17 protein-coding genes are annotated in these 15652 nt (G+C 75.3%); 4 read left to right on the top strand and 13 right to left on the bottom strand.

The genetic code is table 11. The features are described from left to right. Positions 1-113: 113 nt before the first annotated feature. Together ACRYM6_RS18340 and ACRYM6_RS18335 are read right to left on the bottom strand one after the other, a co-directional pair. A complete protein-coding gene (locus tag ACRYM6_RS18340) occupies positions 114-317 on the bottom strand; it encodes a cold-shock protein (RefSeq protein WP_106212766.1) in 204 nt (67 codons plus the stop codon). 430 nt (positions 318-747) lie between these two features. Beyond that, positions 748-1038 (bottom strand): DUF3263 domain-containing protein, encoded by a 291-nt coding sequence (locus ACRYM6_RS18335; RefSeq protein ID WP_432544321.1) that lies wholly within the window; start codon positions 1036-1038, stop codon positions 748-750. A gap of 194 nt (positions 1039-1232) precedes the next feature. Between ACRYM6_RS18335 and ACRYM6_RS18330 the strand changes: the two genes are divergently transcribed. Continuing rightward, a complete protein-coding gene (locus tag ACRYM6_RS18330; protein ID WP_432544320.1) occupies positions 1233-1889 on the top strand; it encodes a uracil-DNA glycosylase in 657 nt (218 codons plus the stop codon). Positions 1890-1938: 49 nt separating this feature from the next. Beyond that, positions 1939-3000, top strand: coding sequence for an aldose epimerase family protein (locus ACRYM6_RS18325; protein WP_432544319.1), 1062 nt, complete (start codon positions 1939-1941; stop codon positions 2998-3000). 62 nt (positions 3001-3062) lie between these two features. Here the strand turns inward: ACRYM6_RS18325 and ACRYM6_RS18320 are convergent, their stop codons facing one another. The 4 genes from ACRYM6_RS18320 to ACRYM6_RS18305 all read right to left on the bottom strand — a co-directional run bounded on the left by ACRYM6_RS18320 (position 3063) and on the right by ACRYM6_RS18305 (position 6594). Then, positions 3063-3824 carry an SDR family NAD(P)-dependent oxidoreductase gene (locus ACRYM6_RS18320; RefSeq protein WP_432544318.1) on the bottom strand — a complete coding sequence of 254 codons (762 nt, stop codon included), beginning with the start codon at positions 3822-3824 and terminating at the stop codon, positions 3063-3065. Positions 3825-3853: 29 nt separating this feature from the next. After that, on the bottom strand, positions 3854-5197 hold the full coding sequence (locus ACRYM6_RS18315) for an MFS transporter (protein ID WP_432544317.1): 1344 nt from the start codon (positions 5195-5197) through the stop codon (positions 3854-3856). Positions 5198-5317: 120 nt separating this feature from the next. Beyond that, on the bottom strand, positions 5318-6031 hold the full coding sequence (locus ACRYM6_RS18310; protein ID WP_432544316.1) for a GntR family transcriptional regulator: 714 nt from the start codon (positions 6029-6031) through the stop codon (positions 5318-5320). Next, positions 6028-6594 carry a PadR family transcriptional regulator gene (locus tag ACRYM6_RS18305; RefSeq protein WP_432544315.1) on the bottom strand — a complete coding sequence of 189 codons (567 nt, stop codon included), beginning with the start codon at positions 6592-6594 and terminating at the stop codon, positions 6028-6030. Before ACRYM6_RS18305 ends, ACRYM6_RS18310 begins: the two co-directional genes overlap by 4 nt. Positions 6595-6638: 44 nt before the next feature. On the opposite strand from ACRYM6_RS18305, the gene ACRYM6_RS18300 reads away from it, so the two are divergent. Further along, positions 6639-7034, top strand: a complete 396-nt coding sequence (locus ACRYM6_RS18300) for a hypothetical protein (RefSeq protein WP_432544314.1) — start codon at positions 6639-6641, stop codon at positions 7032-7034. 91 nt (positions 7035-7125) lie between these two features. Next, positions 7126-9393, top strand: a complete 2268-nt coding sequence (locus ACRYM6_RS18295; protein ID WP_432544313.1) for an EAL domain-containing protein — start codon at positions 7126-7128, stop codon at positions 9391-9393. A 45-nt stretch (positions 9394-9438) separates the two neighbouring features. On the opposite strand, the gene ACRYM6_RS18290 is transcribed toward ACRYM6_RS18295, so the two are convergent. The 7 genes from ACRYM6_RS18290 to ACRYM6_RS18260 are packed head-to-tail and all read right to left on the bottom strand — an operon-like array spanning position 9439 to position 15640. Continuing rightward, positions 9439-10428, bottom strand: a complete 990-nt coding sequence (locus ACRYM6_RS18290; protein ID WP_432544312.1) for a methyl-accepting chemotaxis protein — start codon at positions 10426-10428, stop codon at positions 9439-9441. A gap of 37 nt (positions 10429-10465) precedes the next feature. Beyond that, complete coding sequence (locus ACRYM6_RS18285) at positions 10466-10834, bottom strand: response regulator (RefSeq protein ID WP_432511312.1); 369 nt, start codon at positions 10832-10834, stop codon at positions 10466-10468. Next, positions 10831-11271 carry a hypothetical protein gene (locus ACRYM6_RS18280; protein WP_432544311.1) on the bottom strand — a complete coding sequence of 147 codons (441 nt, stop codon included), beginning with the start codon at positions 11269-11271 and terminating at the stop codon, positions 10831-10833. The genes ACRYM6_RS18285 and ACRYM6_RS18280 overlap by 4 nt, the downstream gene beginning before the upstream one ends. Next, entirely contained in the window at positions 11252-13693 is a 2442-nt protein-coding gene (locus tag ACRYM6_RS18275) for a chemotaxis protein CheA (RefSeq protein WP_432544310.1), read from the bottom strand. Before ACRYM6_RS18275 ends, ACRYM6_RS18280 begins: the two co-directional genes overlap by 20 nt. Then, positions 13690-14145: a response regulator gene (locus ACRYM6_RS18270; RefSeq protein ID WP_432544309.1), complete on the bottom strand. Its 456-nt coding sequence runs from the start codon at positions 14143-14145 to the stop codon at positions 13690-13692. Before ACRYM6_RS18270 ends, ACRYM6_RS18275 begins: the two co-directional genes overlap by 4 nt. Further along, on the bottom strand, positions 14142-15020 hold the full coding sequence (locus tag ACRYM6_RS18265; RefSeq protein ID WP_432544308.1) for a CheR family methyltransferase: 879 nt from the start codon (positions 15018-15020) through the stop codon (positions 14142-14144). Before ACRYM6_RS18265 ends, ACRYM6_RS18270 begins: the two co-directional genes overlap by 4 nt. Further along, positions 15017-15640 (bottom strand): HEAT repeat domain-containing protein, encoded by a 624-nt coding sequence (locus ACRYM6_RS18260; RefSeq protein WP_432544322.1) that lies wholly within the window; start codon positions 15638-15640, stop codon positions 15017-15019. The genes ACRYM6_RS18265 and ACRYM6_RS18260 overlap by 4 nt, the downstream gene beginning before the upstream one ends. Positions 15641-15652 lie beyond the last annotated feature (12 nt).

Raw genomic sequence — 15652 nt, 5'->3', positions numbered from 1 at the left:
TGGACCCTCACCACCGTCGGCGCCGCGCTCCGCGACAGCGCCCGCGACCGCCTCCGCGCCGCCCTCGCCGGGCCCCGGGGGGGGGCCCCCCCCCCCCCCCCCCCCGGCGCGGCTCAGAGAGCGCGGACGCTCTCGGCCTGCGGGCCCTTCTGGCCCTGCCCGACCTCGAACTCCACGCGCTGGCCCTCCTCGAGGGCGCGGTACCCGTCCGCCACGATCGCCGAGTAGTGCACGAACACGTCCGCGCCACCGTCGTCGACGGTGATGAAGCCGTACCCCTTCTCGGCGTTGAACCACTTCACGGTGCCCTGAGCCATTGCTTCTCCTGTGGTGCAGCGAGCGGAAGACGCCCCCGGCGCGGGGGCGCGCCGGGCACGGGTCTCACGCTGCCCGCGGCCACGCGGCCGTGAGCGACGCCGACGTGCGCTCCCCGCGGGGGTGGTGCTCGCCGAACGGATCGACCGAGGCCAAGGCTAGTGCGGGGAGGGGCTGGTGGGACAGGGTTCGACGAACCCGGTCGTGCGCGGTCTTCACCGGACCGTCACGCCACCGCCGCTCACAGGACGCCCCGCGCCACCTCCAGCAGCGGTCCGAGCACCGGCCGCAGGAGCGCCGCCAGACCGGCCGCGACGGCGCCCGCGACGACCAGCCAGGCCAGCAGGAGGAGCAGGACGCCGGCGGGGCCCCGCCGGGTGCGGTGCGCACCGCGCCGAGCGGCCAGCTGACGGGGCCGCTGACCCCGCCCGCTCAGGGCTGCACGCCCAGGCGGCGGGCCGAGCGCGCGCGCTGGCGGCTCGCGCGCATCCGGCGCAGCCGCTTGACGAGCATCGGGTCGTGCGCCAGCGCGGCCGGGGAGTCGATGAGCGCGTTGAGCAGCTGGTAGTACCGCGTCGGCGAGAGGTCGAACAGCTCGCGCACGGCCTGCTCCTTCGCGCCGGCGTACTTCCACCACTGGCGCTCGAAGGCGAGGATCTCGGCGTCCCGGCGGCTCAGCCCCTCGGGCAGCTCCCCCGCCCGCTCGTGCTCGTCGCGCTCGATGCGCGCTGCGGCGTCCGACCGCTCCACGTGTCCCCCTCCGTCCTGCCGGGCCCCCGGACCGGTGACCACGTTGGGGAGTCTAGGAGGGGGTACCGACACCGGCTCCGACGACGCACGGCGCGTCGCGCGGTCGTAGCGTCACTCCCGTGACTGCTCCCCCACCCTTCCCGCAGACCCCGCACGACCCGGCCGGACTGGGCCTGGACGACCTCGACCCGGGCTGGGCGCGGGCGCTGGGACCGGCCCGCGCGGACCTCGAGCGGGTCTCGGCGGCGCTGGCCGCCGAGCCGGAGGGGTGGCTGCCGGCACCGGAGCACGTGCTGCGCGCGTTCCGGCAGCCGTTCGAGGCGGTCCGCGTGCTGCTGGTCGGCCAGGACCCCTACCCCACCCCCGGGCACCCGATCGGCCTGAGCTTCGCCGTCGAGCCGCACGTGCGGCCGCTGCCGCGCAGCCTGGTCAACATCGGGCGCGAGCTGCGCGAGGACGTGGGGGTCGTGCCGCCCGAGCACGGTGACCTGTCGCGCTGGACCGAGGCGGGGGTCCTGCTGCTCAACCGCGTCCTGACGGTCCGCTCCGGCGCCTCCGGCTCGCACCGCAAGCTCGGCTGGCAGGCCGTCACCGACGCCGCGGTCCGCGCGCTCGCGGCGCGCGGCGGTCCGCTCGTGGCGCTGCTGTGGGGGCGCGACGCGCAGCAGGTCACCCCGCTGCTGGAGGGGGTGCCGGTGGTCGCGGGGGTCCACCCCAGCCCGCTGTCGGCCTCGCGCGGGTTCTTCGGCTCCCGGCCCTTCAGCCGGGTGGACGCCCTGCTGCGCGAGGCGGGCGGGGACGGGATCGACTGGCGCCTGGACTGACCGCGGGGTCCGCGGGGGGCGCCGCGGGCGGGTAGGGCACGATCGCCCCATGACGGCGACGTTGCACAGCACCCCCTTCGGCCGCACCCGCCGGGGCGAACCGGTGGAGCGCTGGGAGCTGCGCCTGCCCTCGGGCGCGAGCGCCGCGGTGCTCACGCGCGGGGCGACGCTGCAGCAGGTCCTCGTGCCGGACTCCGCGGGCGCCCTCGGGGACGCCGTGGTCGCCCTGCCGGACGTCGCCGCGTACGAGGCCGCCTCCGGGTACCCCGGCGCGGTCGTGGGCCGGGTGGCGAACCGGCTCGCCGGCGGCCGCTTCACCCTGGACGGCATGGAGCACCGCGTGCCGCTGAACGACGGCCGCAACGCCCTGCACGGCGGCGCGGAGGGTTTCGACCAGCGGGTCTGGACCGCGTCCGAGGTCGACGCCGACGGGGTGCCGGGCGTGCGGCTGTCCCTGCGCAGCCCCGACGGCGACATGGGTTTCCCCGGGACCCTGGACGCCTCGGTCACGTACTCGCTGCGGGAGGAGGAGGGGGCGGTCGTCCTGCGCCTGGAGTACCGCGCCACCGCCGACGCCCCCACCCCGGTGAACCTGACGAACCACGCCTACTTCGCCCTCGACGGCGCGGGCACGGTCGAGGACCACGTGGTGCGGTTGCGGGCCTCGCGCTACCTGCCGGTCGACGAGCACCTCGTCCCCACCGGCGAGCTCGCGCCCACCGCCGGCACCCCGTTCGACTTCAGCGCACCCACCCGCGTCGGGGAGCGGCTGCGCGAGGCCGACGAGCAGCTCCTGCGCGCCGGCGGCTACGACCACTGCGTGGTCCTGGACGACCCGGGCGCGCTGCGCGAGGTCGCCGCGCTGACCGGCCCCCGCAGCGGCCGCACGGTCACCGTGCGCACCGACCTGCCGGGCCTGCAGTTCTACTCGGGCAACTTCCTCGACGGGTCCTGGCGCACGACGGCGGGCCGGCCGGTGCGGCAGGGCGACGCGCTGTGCCTGGAGACCCAGCTGCTGCCCGACGCCGTGAACCAGCCGCTGCTGGGGGACTCGGTGCTGCGCCCGGGCGGGGAGTTCGCCACCACCACCGAGTACGTCTTCACCGCCTGACCCACCGGCTGACCCCGACCGCCCGCCCCGGGACCCGGGGCGGGCGTTCGGCGTTCGGCGGGTCAGTTGATGTGCTTGCCGCCGTCGACCTGGTAGCTGGCGCCGGTGACGAACCCGGCGTCCTCGGACAGCAGGAACGCCACCATCGCGGCGATGTCGGCCGGGGTGCCGACGCGGCCGACGGGGATGCCCGCGGCCATCCCCGCCTTGCGCTCCTCGCTCAGCGTGCCGCCCATGATGTCGGTGTCGATGGGACCGGGCAGGATCGCGTTGGCGGTGATGCCGTGCGGTCCCAGTTCGCGGGCCGCGCCGCGGGTCAGCCCCAGGACCGCGGCCTTGGCCGCGGCGTAGGAGGTCTTCGAGAACGTCCCGCCGCCGTCGACCGCGGTGATCGAGGAGGTGTTCACGATGCGTCCCACCCCGACCTCGATCATCCGGCGGGCGGCGGCCTGGATCATCAGCAGCGACCCGGTGGCGTTGACGGCCATCGTCCGGTTCCAGCCCTCGACGGTCAGTTCCATCAGCGGGGTGGGGTCGGCGATGCCGGCGAGGTTGACCAGGCCGACGACGGGCGGCAGTTCGCGGTCGAACCGCGCGAACGCGTCCGCGACGGAGTCGGGCGAGGCGATGTCGGTGACGGCGCCGTGGACCTCGGCGCCGGCGTCGGACAGCTCGCGGGTGATCTCGTCCACGCCGGTGGCGGAGATGTCGACCAGGCCCAGGCTCCAGCCGTCCTTCGCGAGGCGGCGGGCCACGACGCGGCCGATGCCGCGGGGGGCACCGACTCCGGTGACGACGGCGGTGCGGCGGGTGGGGAACTCCACGGTGGTCTCCAGGGGGTCGAGGGGGTGGGTCAGCGGACCGCGCCGGCGGGCCGGGTGGCCGTCGCGTCGGCGGGGGCGTCGCGCAGGAACCGGGTGCCCAGCAGGAACAGCGCACCCAGGACGGCCATCCCGGCGAGGGCGAACAGGCCCGCGGTGGTGGAGTCGAAGGTCTCCTCGGCCCAGACGCGGATGTTCGGGGCGATGAACCCGCCGAGGTTGCCCAGGCCGTTGATGAGGCCGAAGCCGGCGGCCAGCGCCGCCCCGCTGAGGTAGCGGGTGGGCAGGGTCCAGAACAGCGGCTGGCAGGTGACGAACCCGACCGCGGCGACGCACAGGGCGACGATGGCGACGACGGCGTTGCCGGCGACGGCCGAGACCGCGATGCCGGCCCCGGACAGGACCAGCAGCCCGGCGCCGATCTCGCGGTGCCGGCCGCTGCGGTCGGCGAACCGCGGCAGGACCGCGATCGTCACGAGGGCGCACAGCCACGGGATGGAGGTGAGCAGGCCGACCTTGAACCCGACCTCGCGGCCGGTGATGGACGCGACCTGGGTGGGCAGGAAGAACGTCAGCCCGTAGACGGCGGCCTGGATGCACAGGCAGATCAGGCAGAAGTACAGGACGCGGGGGTTGAGCAGGGCCTTGCCCCAGCCCTGGTGCCCGCCGACGGCGGCGCGGTCGGCGTTGTCGGCGTCCAGCCGGGCCAGCAGGGCGTCGCGCTCGGCGGCGGGCATCCACGCGGCCTTCTCGGGCCGGTCGGTCAGGTAGAACACCGCGACGACGCCGACGACGACGGCGATGAGGCCCTCGACCATGAACAGCCACTGGTACCCGGCGAGGCCGGCGGCGCCGTCGAGCTCCAGGAGCCCGCCCGAGAGCGGTCCGCCGACGATGTTGGCCAGCGGCAGGCCCATCTGGAACAGGCCGGTCGCGAACGCGCGCCGGTCCTCGGGGAACCAGTAGGTCAGGTAGAGCAGGACGCCGGGGAAGAAACCGGCCTCGGCGACGCCGAGCAGGAAGCGCAGGACGTAGAACATCGTCTCGCCCTGCACGAACATGAAGGCGGTGGCGATGATGCCCCAGGTCACCATGATCCGGGCCATCCACCAGCGGGCGCCGACCCGGTGCATGATCAGGTTGCTGGGCACCTCGAACACGGCGTACCCGACGAAGAACAGGCCCGCCCCCAGCGCGTACGCCGAGGCCGAGAGCCCGATGTTGATCTCGAGCTCCTCCTTGGCGAACCCGACGTTGCTGCGGTCGAGGAACGCGATCACGTACATCAGCAGGAGGAACGGGATGAGCCGCTTGACCGAGCGGCGGACGGCGGAGTCGACCAGCTGGGTCTGCTCCGGGGTGGTGGGTGAGGTCACTGCCTGCTCCTGAAGACGTCATCGTTCACAGAGGTCGCTCGGACGGACGGGTCCGCCCGGCGCATGCAACATCCAATAGGATGTAGGTGTCAAGCGGGCCTGCTGGAGCCCGGCAGGACGTCAGGAGCCGGTCGCGCTGCCGTGGCCGACCGCGGCGCTGTCCGCGATGGCCCGCGCGCGCACGGCCTCCAGGTGCTCGCGCATCCGCTCCGCCGCCGCCGCCGCGTCCCGCGCCCGCAGGGCCCGCACCAGCGCGCCGTGCTCGACGATCGCCATCTCCGCGTCCGTGACCCCGTCGCCGACCAGCCGCAGCCGGAACCGCTGCACCTGCCCGTTCAGCGCCTCGAAGGCCTCGGCCAGGAAGGTGTTGCCGCCCGCCCGGTTCAGCAGCCGGTGGAACTCGTTGTCGGCCCGGTGGTAGTCCTGGTAGTCCGCGAAGGACGGCCCCTTGGGCGCCTCCTCCATGCGCCGCACCGTGTCCGCGAGCCGGTCCAGCAGGTCCTCGTCGACGCGGGCGGCGGCCGCGGCCGCGTTGTGGCACTCCAGCAGCAGCCGCGCGTCCATGAGCTCCTCGACCTCGCGCGGCGAGAGCAGCCCCGCGACCCGGTAGCCCCGCATGGCGACCCGCTCGACCAGGCCGGTGCCCTCGATCCGGGCCATCGCCTCCCGCACCGGGGTCGGCGAGACCCCCAGGGTGCGGGCCAGGCCGTCGATGCTGAGCGACTCCCCCGGGCGGGCGTTGCCGTCCATCAACCAGGCCAGCAGCGAGGCGTGCACCGAGTCGGCCAGCGACTCCCGGGCAGGCCGGGACGGCGGCACGGAGCGGGGGGTCACCGCGGGATCGTACCCAGCGGGCCCGCGGGGGGCGGTTCCCCGGCGAGGGCGGCCAGCGTCTCCTCGCACCACGCCAGCGCCGCGCGGGCGGTGTGCTCCCCCGCCGAGATCGTCATGAGCCAGTACCGGGCCCGGGGCTCCCCGGCCGCGAGCTCACCCTCGACCTCGGCGCGCGCCGCGGCGAGCTCGGCGATCCGCTCACCGGCCCGGTCGCGCACCTGCCGCACCAGGTCGGCGCAGGCCGCGGGCCCCAGCAGGTCCCCGAAGAACAGCCGGAGCAGCGTCCCGTCACGCGGGCGCTGCGGCACGGGCGGGGCGGCCAGGCCGTCGAGGAGCCGGGCGCGGCCGGCGGCGGTCAGCGCGTACCGCGCCGACCCCGCGCGTCCCCCCTCGACGGGCTGCACCGAGCCGTCGGCCACGAGCCGGGAGATCGCCGGGTAGATCTGCCCGAAGCTCTCGCCCCAGAAGGCGCCGAGCTGCCCGTGGACCACCTCGCGCACCGCGTAGCCGGTGGCGGGGCGCACGCTCAGCACCGCCAGCACGACGAGCTCGGTCTGGTTCACGGTCCTCCTTGTATCTGCCAGATACAAGACCCTACCCTGCGGACGTGACCCCGCTCCTGGCCGCCGGCGCGACCGCCGCCCTGCTCCTGCTGGTCGTCGCCGGGTTCCAGGTCGCCCTCGCCGCCGGCGCCCCCTGGGGCCGGGCCGCGTACGGCGGCGCCCCCGACCACCTGCCCCCGCGCCTGCGGGTCACCAGCCTGGTCGCGGCGCTCGTCTGGGCCACCGCCGCGCTGCTCGTGCTGCGCCGCGCCGGCGTCGGCGTCCGGACGCCGCTGCCCGAGGGAGCCCTGCCCGCCGCGCTGTGGGTGCTCGTGGCCCTGCTCGCCGTCGGGGCCGTCCTGAACCTGATCACCCGCAGCCGCGTCGAGCGGGCCGTGTGGGCCCCGGTCAGCGTCGTGGCCTGCGGCGCCACCGCCGCGGTGAACCTGCTCGCCGCCTGAACCCGGGATCACCGCGACAAGCGCCGGGCGCGTCCCTACAGTCGGAGCGGTCCGTGCGGACCCCGGACGCTCAGGACGTGAGGCGGTGGCGATGACGACGGCGTCCGACCCCGAGGTGCCCGACCCCGACGACCAGCACCACCTGCGGGCGGTCTACCAGCCCGTCGTGGACCTGGACAGCGGCCGGGTCGTCGCCGTCGAGGGGCTCGTCCGCGCGCGCCGGGGCGGCGCCGAGCTGAGCCCCGCCCAGCTGTTCGCCGGGGCCGGCGACCCCGGTGGCCCCGCCGCCCTGCGCCTGGACGCCGAGTGCCTGCGGTGCGTCCTCACCACCGCCGGTTCCCTGCCGGCGGGGGCGACGCTGTTCGTCAACGTCGAGCCCCCCACGCTCGGGACCCTGTCGCACCGGGACCTGGCCGAGCTCGCGAGCGTGCTCGACCCGGGGGTGCAGGTCGTCGTGGAGGTCACCGAGCGGGACCTGCTGCACGACCCCGCGCAGCTGCTGGCCGGTGTCGCCCGGGTGCGGGACCTGGGGTGGGCGGTCGCCCTGGACGACGTGGGCGCCGAACCGGCCGCGCTGGCGCTGATGCCGTTCCTGCGCCCGCAGGTCGTCAAGCTCGACCTGGCGCTGGTCCGGTCCCGCCCCTCGCTGGACGTGGCGACCATCGTCAACGCCGTGCACGCCGAGGCGCAGCGCAGCGGCGCGCTCGTCCTGGCCGAGGGCATCGAGACCCCCGAGCACCTGCGCCGGGCGCTGGGGATGGGGGCCCGGCTGGGGCAGGGGTGGCACTTCGCCCGGCCCGGGAACCTCCCCGAGCGGTGGGGGGCGCCGCTGGCGCTGCCCCCGGCGCCCCCGGTGCCCCCGGCGGCCACCACCGCCTTCGAGGTCCTCGCCCGCGGCGTGGCCGCCCGGCCGACGAGCCCGGACCTGCTGGCCGCGCTGACCCGGCAGGTCGAGCGCCAGGCGATGCTGCTGGACGAGACGACCGTCGTCCTGTCCTGCTTCCAGCACGCGGACTCCTTCACCAGCGCCACGCGCCGCCGGTACGAGGCCCTGGCCGCGGTCTCCTGCCTGACCGCCGTCCTGGGCCCGGGCATCCCGGCCACCCCCGTCCCCGGGGCGCACGGCAGGGCGCTGGCCGACGACGACCCGGTCGGGCAGGAGTGGGTGGTGACGGTCGTCTCCCCCCACTTCGCCGCCGCCCTGGCCGCCCGCGACGCCGCCCCCGACGGTGCGGCCACCGGTCACCGTCGGCCCATGACCTACGTCCTGAGCTACGACCGGGACCAGGTGATCGAGGCCGCGAACGTGCTGATGTCGAGGGTGCACGTCGGTGCCCGGGACCCCGAGCCGGCCGACGCCGGGGACCTCACCGGGGACCGCGCCGGGGACCGCGTCGGGGACGAGGCCGCCGGTCCGCCCGGGGAGGCGGTGGTGGTGCGCCCGCGCGCGGGCACCGGCGCGTCGATGCTCGGCGGCGTGGCCCCGGCCGAGCTGCCCGGGCTGCTCACCCGGGCCATCGCCACCGCCCGCAACGGCATCGTCATCGCGGACGCCACCGCGCCCGACCTGCCGCTGGTGTACGTCAACGCCGCGTTCGAGCAGATGACCGGGTACGCCGCGCAGCAGGTCCTCGGGCGCAACTGCCGCCTGCTGCAGGGCAGCGGGACCGACCGCACGCAGGTGCGCGTCATCGCGCGGCGCCTGCTGACCGGCCGCGCCGTGCAGACCACCCTGCTGAACTACCGGCTCGACGGCACGCCGTTCTGGAACGAGATCACGATCAGTCCCGTCCACGACTCCACCGGGCGCCTGACGCACTTCATCGGCAACCAGTTCGACGTCAGCGAGCGCGTCGAGCGCGAGCAGCGCGCGACGCACCTGGCCTACCACGACTCCCTGACGGGGCTGCCCAACCGGGCGCGGATCGTCGCGAACCTGGAGCGGGAGCTGCGGCGCAGCGCGCGGACCGGGGACGCGGTGGCCGTCGTCCTGGCCGACCTCGAGGACATCCGGTCCCTCAACGACCGCCTGGGCCACGAGGCCGGCGACTGGGCGCTGGTCCACGCCGCCCGGCGCCTGCGGGCGGTGGTGCGCACGAACGGGCTGGTGGGGCGGCTGGCCGGGAACGAGTTCCTGGTCCTCCTGCCCGACCTGCCGCCCGGCGACGACGGGCCGGTGCGCGACGTCGTGCGGCGGCTGCACGAGAGCCTGGACGAGCCGGTGAACCTCCCCGGTGGTCCCGTGCGGCTGCGCGCGCGCCTCGGCTCGGCCGTGGCCCCGCGCGACGGCCTGAACGCCACCGCCCTCGTCGACGCCGCGGAGGCCCGCACGGGCGGGGGCAGGGCGGCGTCGCGCTGAGCACGCCCCGGCCGGTGGCGACGGCCCGTCGCCACCGGCCGGGGGTCAGAACAGCTCGACGAGCGGCGCCGCCGGCTGCGCGGGGGCCACCCCCCGGGACCCGTGCCCGGCGTGCACCGCCCGCTGGCGCTGGGAGACGTAGGACGACTGCAGGGTGGCGACGGCGTCGTCGAGGGCGCGCAGGGCCTCGGCGTCGGCCTCACCGCTCAGGTGACCGGTGACGACGGCCAGCTGCCGGCCCAGCTCCTCCATCGCCCCGGTGACCGCGGCGACGGACTGGCGGGTGATGTCCTGGAACTGCGTCTGCGCCATCGCCGCCGTCGTGCGCGTCCCCAGGTCCGCGACCGCGCCGGCGATCTGGCCGGCGACCTCGCGGGTGGCGCCCACGCTCGCGCTGAGCACCTCCGAGGCCTCGTGCTGCGCGGCGGCGATCCCCTCCAGGCGGGAGTTGATCTGCTCGGAGCTGCCGGCCGAACCGGTCTCGCTGCCCAGGCGCTGCTCCATGAGCGTCGTGACCCGGGTGATCCCGGCGCGCACGCTGGAGGCGGCCTGGGCCGACTGCCGCGACAGTTCCCGCACCTCGTCGGCCACCACCGAGAAACCCTCCCCGGCGTCGCCGGCCCGCACGGCCTCGATCTTGGCGTTGAGCGCCAGGATGGTGGTGGCGTGCGCGACGGCGGCGATGGCGTCCACCTCGCGGTCCAGGGCGCGGACCTCCCCGACCAGGTCCAGGACGGAGCGGTCCCGGTCGGTGACCAGCTGGACGAGTTCCTCGACGTCGGAGGCGTTCTCGCGGGTGCGGCGGGCCACCTCGTCGGCGCCCTGCTCGCAGCGGCGCACCAGCTCGTCGGCCAGGGCGCTCATGCGCTCCACGCCGCCGTCGATCTGCTGCACCTCGCTGATGAGGCCGAACGCGGCCTCCTCGGTGCCGTCGACCACGTCGCCCAGCTGGGCGACGAGCACGTCGAGCAGCCGCCCGGACCGGGCGAGCACCTCGGTGGTCGCGGGCACGTCGGTGATCGGTCCTGCCTCCACGGGGTGCTCCTCCCGGTTCCTGCTGAACAGTCCCACGTCAGGCTCCGGGGACGACCTGGCGGATCACGCTCATCAGCGCGTCGCCGGTCACGGGCTTGACGAGCCAGCCGGTGGCGCCGGCGGCCTTGGCCTCGTCCCGCTTGGTCTGCTCGGACTCGGTGGTCAGCATGAGGATGGGGGTGAAGCGCAGACCCGCGCGGCGCGCCTCGCGCACGAAGCCGATGCCGTCCAGGCGGGGCATGTTCACGTCGCTGATGACGAGGTTGGGCTTCAGGCCGCCCTTGATGCGGTCCAGCGCCTCCTGGCCGTCGGCGGCGGTCTCGACCACCAGGCCCTCCTTGGTGAGGATGGACTTGATGCTCATGAGCATGGTGGGCGAGTCGTCGACGAGCATGACGGTGGTCATCGGAGGGCCTCTTCGGGTGCGGGGTGGGCGGGGAGTTCGACGGGAACGTCGGCGGGAGCGTCGGCCGGGACGTCGGTCGGGACGTCGGCGACCGTGGTCGGGAGGGGTTCCGCGGGGTCCTGGGCGGTGTCCTCGGCGGGGTCCTGGGCGGTGTCCTCGGCGTCAGCGGGTTCGTCAGCTGCAGCGGGGTCCTCGGCGGGAGCGGCCTGCAGCAGCGGCAGGACCCACACCCTGAGGAACTCATCGGCAGGAGCGGCGCCGACCTTGACCCGGGCCGCCAGCAGCGCCTGCAGCGCAGCGGTGTGCAGGTGCCGGCAACCGGCCAGGTCGGCGTGCGGGTCCGGGGTGGCGCGCAGCCAGGCCGCCAGCGGCTCGGCGTCGTCGACCACGACGGCACCGCTCAGGACGGCGGTGTTCTCAGCGAAGTGCAGCGGCACGGGAGTTCAGCTCCTTGACGTCGAGGACCAGCAGGACGAGGCCGTCGCCCAGCAGGGCGGTGCCGCAGTAGCCGGGGGTGGCGGCCAGGAAACCCTCGAGGGGTTTGAGGATGACGTCGGTGTTCTGGTGGAAGCGGTCCACCACCAGGCCCAGGGGGCCGGTACCGGTGCGCACCACCAGGACGTTGAGCGCCTCGGCGTCCAGGTCCCCGCCGGTGCCCAGCAGGGCCCCCAGGGACACCAGCGGAACCACGTCGTCGCGCAGGGCCAGGACGGGGTGCCCGGCCACGCGGGTGACGTCGGCGCGGTCCACCCGCACGGTCTCCACCACGTCGTCCAGCGGGACGCCGAAGCGCTGCCCGCCGGCGGTCAGCAGCAGGACCCGCGAGACGGCCATCGTCAGGGGCAGCCGCAGCCGCACCGTCAGACCCTGCCCGGGCCGGTTCTGCGTGGTGACCGAGCCGCCGAGCCGCTCGATGGAACTGCGCACCGCGTCCATGCCGACCCCGCGCCCGGAGACGTCGGAGATGACCTCGGCGGTGGAGAAACCCGGGGCGAAGACCAGCTGGGCCGCCTCCTCCTCGGACATGTTCTCCAGGGCGTGCTCGTCGATCAGCCCGCGCTGGTAGGCCTTGGCCCGCACGACGGCGGTGTCGATGCCGCGCCCGTCGTCGACGATCTCCACGAGGACCGCGTCGCCGTCGGGGGCGGCGCGCAGCAGCAGCGTCGCCTCCTCGGGCTTGCCGGCGGCCAGGCGCTGCTCCGGGGTTTCGATGCCGTGGTCGAGGCTGTTGCGGACCAGGTGCACGAGGGGCTCGGTGAGCATCTCGATCACGTCCTTGTCCGCGGCCGTCTCCTCCCCCTCCTGCACGAGGTGGACCTTCTTGCCCAGCTTGCGCGACAGGTCGCGCACCAGGCGGGGGGCGCGGGCGAAAGCCGTGGAGACCGGCAGCATCCGCACGTCCATGACGGCCTGCTGCAGTTCCTCGCTGACCCGGCTGACGACGGCGTACTCGTCCAGGACGCGGCGGGCCAGGGCGCGCGAACCGGCGTCCTCGGCCTCCTGCGCCACGAAGGGCAGGGCGTTCTTGGCCACGACGAGTTCCCCGACGAGGTCGAGCAGCTTGTCGACCTTGGCCTGCTCGACCTTCAGGACCCGCGCGGCGCGGGAGGCGTCCTCGGGCGCCGGGGCGTCGGCCCGCGCGGCCGGGGCCTCCTCCGGGGAGGTTCGGGGGGCCGGGACCGGGGCGGGCGCGGCGGCGCCGCGCTCCTGCTCGGCCAGGCTGGGGGCCGGGGCGCCGGCCCCCGCGGTGACCTCGCCGATCCACTGCACCAGCGGCCCGGCGAAACCGGTCTCGAGGAAGTGGGTGAGACCGGTGACGCCGGGAGCGGTGTCCAGGCCCGCGGCGGTGGCGATGCGCAGCGCGACCGCGGCGGCCGAGCGCACGCGCGCGGCGCCGGCCGGGGGGCCGTCGCTGACGTCGTCGGCGTCGGTCCCCACGTGCGAGAGCAGCCGGCACTGGGCCTGCAGCAGCAGGGCGTGCAGCGGGTCCAGGCCCGCCCCGGCCCCCTCGGGGGCGTCCGGCGCGACCGCGTCCGCGGCGGGCCCGGCGGGTTCGCCGCGCAGCAGCCGGGTCAGGGCGGGCGCCGAGACCTCCACGACCTGCACCTGCTCGGGCACGTACCGGAAGACGTGGGCGAGTTCCCCGGCCGCGGCGCGGGTCAGGGCGGTGAACCGCAGCACGCACTCGTACTCGTCGACGTCGGCGATGTCGCCCATCGGCGCCGCGGGCGCGGTGTGCAGCAGTTCCAGGGCCGGCACCTGGCGGAACAGGTTCAGCGGGTCCTCGCCGCGGAAGAAGCAGGCCGCGTCGGGTTCGTACCGCACCGCCCGCACGGTCGCGCCGGTGGTCTCCAGCCAGACCCGCAGCTCCTCCAGGTGGCCGGTGGGCAGGTCCCGCAGCCAACCGGGCAGGTCCTGCGGTGCGGCGGGGACGGCCGCGGGGGCCGCGTCCGTCACGTCCGGCTGGACCCGTTCGCCCAGCCAGGACCGCAGCACCGCCGACTGGGTGTCGGCCTCGCGGTCGGCGCCCTCGGGGGTCCGGCCGGTGGCCTCGACGACCGGCATCCAGCGCCGGACGGTGTCGAACGCCCACAGCAGGGCGTCGACCATCTCCGGGGTCAGGGCGAGCCGGCCGGCGCGGACGGCGTCGAGCAGGTCCTCGGCGGCGTGGGTGAGCCGCGTCAGCTCCGGCAGGTCGAACAACCCGGAGGAACCCTTGAAGGTGTGCGCGGCGCGGAACACGGCGTTGACGAGCTCACCGTCGCCGGGTTCGGCCTCCAGGCGCAGCAGGCCCTCGTCGACGTCGGCGAGCAGGTCGGCCGACTCGGCGACGAACTGCACGAGCAGGGGGTTGGTCACGACCGGCTCCCGGTGGTCGAACTGGATGCGGAGGAGGGCGAGGGCAGGGGCGCGGTGAGCAGGTCCGCGACGCGGGTGAGCAGGTCGGGCGCCACCGGTTTGACGAGGTACAGGTTGGCGCCGGCGGCGTACCCGGCCTCGGCGTCGGACTCCTGCGACTCGGTGCTGATGGTGACCACCGGCACCGAACGGGACAGGGCCTCCCCCCGCAGCCGGCGCACGAGCGTGAAACCGTCCATGTGCGGCATGTTCACGTCCGTGACGACGAGGTCGTAGCGGTTCACCAGCAGCACCTCCAGCGCCTCCAGGCCGTTGGCGGCCTCCTCGACGGTGAACCCGGCGGCGCGCAGGACACCGCCGTGGTACATCCGGACCGTGGGGGCGTCGTCGACGACCAGGGCCAGGCCGCGCGACGGCGTCCCGTCCCCGGGGTTCTCGGTGAGCGGGTTCATGCCGTGGCTCCGATCGCGGGTCGCTGGTAGACGATCCCCTCCGGCAGCCGGACGGGGTCGAAGATGGGTGAGATGCGGCTCATGGACTCCGAGTGCCCCAGGAAGAGGAACCCGCCCGGTCGCAGGGCGCCGAAGAGGTTCTCCGCGGCGCGCCGGGAGGAGATCTCGTCGAAGTAGATGAGGACGTTGCGGCAGAACACGACGTCGAAGGCGCGGAAGGAACGCATCTGCGCGGTGTCGCAGATGTTCGCGGTCGTGAACTCGATGGCCTCGCGCACGTCGGCGCTGAGGCGGTGGCGGTCCCCGCCGATGCGCTCGAAGAACTGGTTCCGCATCGCCGGGGGGACGCGGTGCATCGACCGCGCCCCGTACTCCCCGCGCTGGGCGAGGTCCAGGACGCGGGTGTCGATGTCCGCGGCGACGATCTCCACGTCGAACTCCTCGATGCCCGGCCAGTCCGACAGCAGGCGCAGCGCGATGGAGTACGGCTCCTCCCCCGTCGAGCAGGGGACGGACAGGATGCGGATCGGCGCGGGGTCCCGGCGGGCCCGGCGGGCCGCGGCGACGCCGGGCAGGACCGTGCGCACGAGCGAGTCGAACTGGTGGTCCTCGCGCAGGAAGTACGTCTCGTTGACCGTCAGCTCGTTGACCAGCTGCTGGGCGACGCGCTCGTCGGCCCCGGCGCGCAGGGACGCGAACCAGAGGTTGAAGTCGCCGCCGTGCTCGCGCACGCAGGAGTTCACGCGCTTGTCGACGAAGTAGCGCTTGTTGTCGCCGAACTGGATGCCGGTGCGCCGGTAGATCCACTCCCGCACGCGGGTGAACTGGGCGTCGGTGAGCTGACCGCCCACGCCGCTGGTGGTGGGCAGGCTCACCGGGCACCCGCCGCGAGGGTCGCCAGGAACCGCAGGTACGGGTTGTCCGGGAAGCGGGCGGCCGCGGCGGTGGCCAGCTGCCGCGCCAGGCCGTCCTCCAGCTGCTGGGCGGTGTCGACGGCGGCGGCGACGACGTTCTCGTCGGCGTCGGCGTCCACGACGACCTCCAGCCAGTCCGGCACCCCGGGGTGGGGCAGGGTGCTGAGCACCATCACGGCCAGGGTCCGGACCCGGACGTCCCCGGTGGTCAGCAGCTCGTCCAGGACGGCGGCCGCGCCGTTCGGCATGGCCTGCAGCGCCACCACCGCCGCGTTGCGCCGGACGGCGTCGTCGTCGCCGAGCCAGCCGGCGAGCTCGCGCGCGACCTCCGGCAGGTCGTGGGCGACCAGGGTGGTGAGCACCGCGTCGCGCACCACCGGCTGCCGCTCCTCGCGCGCCGCGGACAGCAGCGCCGGCACCGCCGCCGTCACCCCGGCCAGGTCCAGCGCGGCCAGGCGGCGCTGCTCGGCCTCGTCGCTGCGCAGCTGCGCCAGCAGACCGTCCAGGTCCCGTGCGGTGTCGCGGCGCTCGGCGCTCGGCGCGGCGGCCGCGGTGGTGGCGGCCTTCTTGACCAGGCCCATGGCTCCTCCTCG

This window comes from Kineococcus rugosus, assembly GCF_050871975.1.
Lineage (GTDB): Bacteria > Actinomycetota > Actinomycetes > Actinomycetales > Kineococcaceae > Kineococcus.
Note: the sequence above shows the minus strand (reverse complement) of the source record. Positions and strands in the feature narration are given on the sequence as shown.

Excerpts from the sequence above, each read along its gene's own strand:
- ACRYM6_RS18340 (WP_106212766.1), bottom strand. The coding sequence starts at position 317 with ATGGCTCAGGGCACCGTGAAGTGGTTCAACGCCGAGAAGGGGTACGGC.
- ACRYM6_RS18325 (WP_432544319.1), top strand. The coding sequence starts at position 1,939 with ATGACGGCGACGTTGCACAGCACCCCCTTCGGCCGCACCCGCCGGGGC.
- ACRYM6_RS18285 (WP_432511312.1), bottom strand. The coding sequence starts at position 10,834 with ATGACCACCGTCATGCTCGTCGACGACTCGCCCACCATGCTCATGAGC.
- ACRYM6_RS18260 (WP_432544322.1), bottom strand. The coding sequence starts at position 15,640 with ATGGGCCTGGTCAAGAAGGCCGCCACCACCGCGGCCGCCGCGCCGAGC.
- ACRYM6_RS18295 (WP_432544313.1), top strand. The coding sequence starts at position 7,126 with ATGACGACGGCGTCCGACCCCGAGGTGCCCGACCCCGACGACCAGCAC.
- ACRYM6_RS18270 (WP_432544309.1), bottom strand. The coding sequence starts at position 14,145 with ATGAACCCGCTCACCGAGAACCCCGGGGACGGGACGCCGTCGCGCGGC.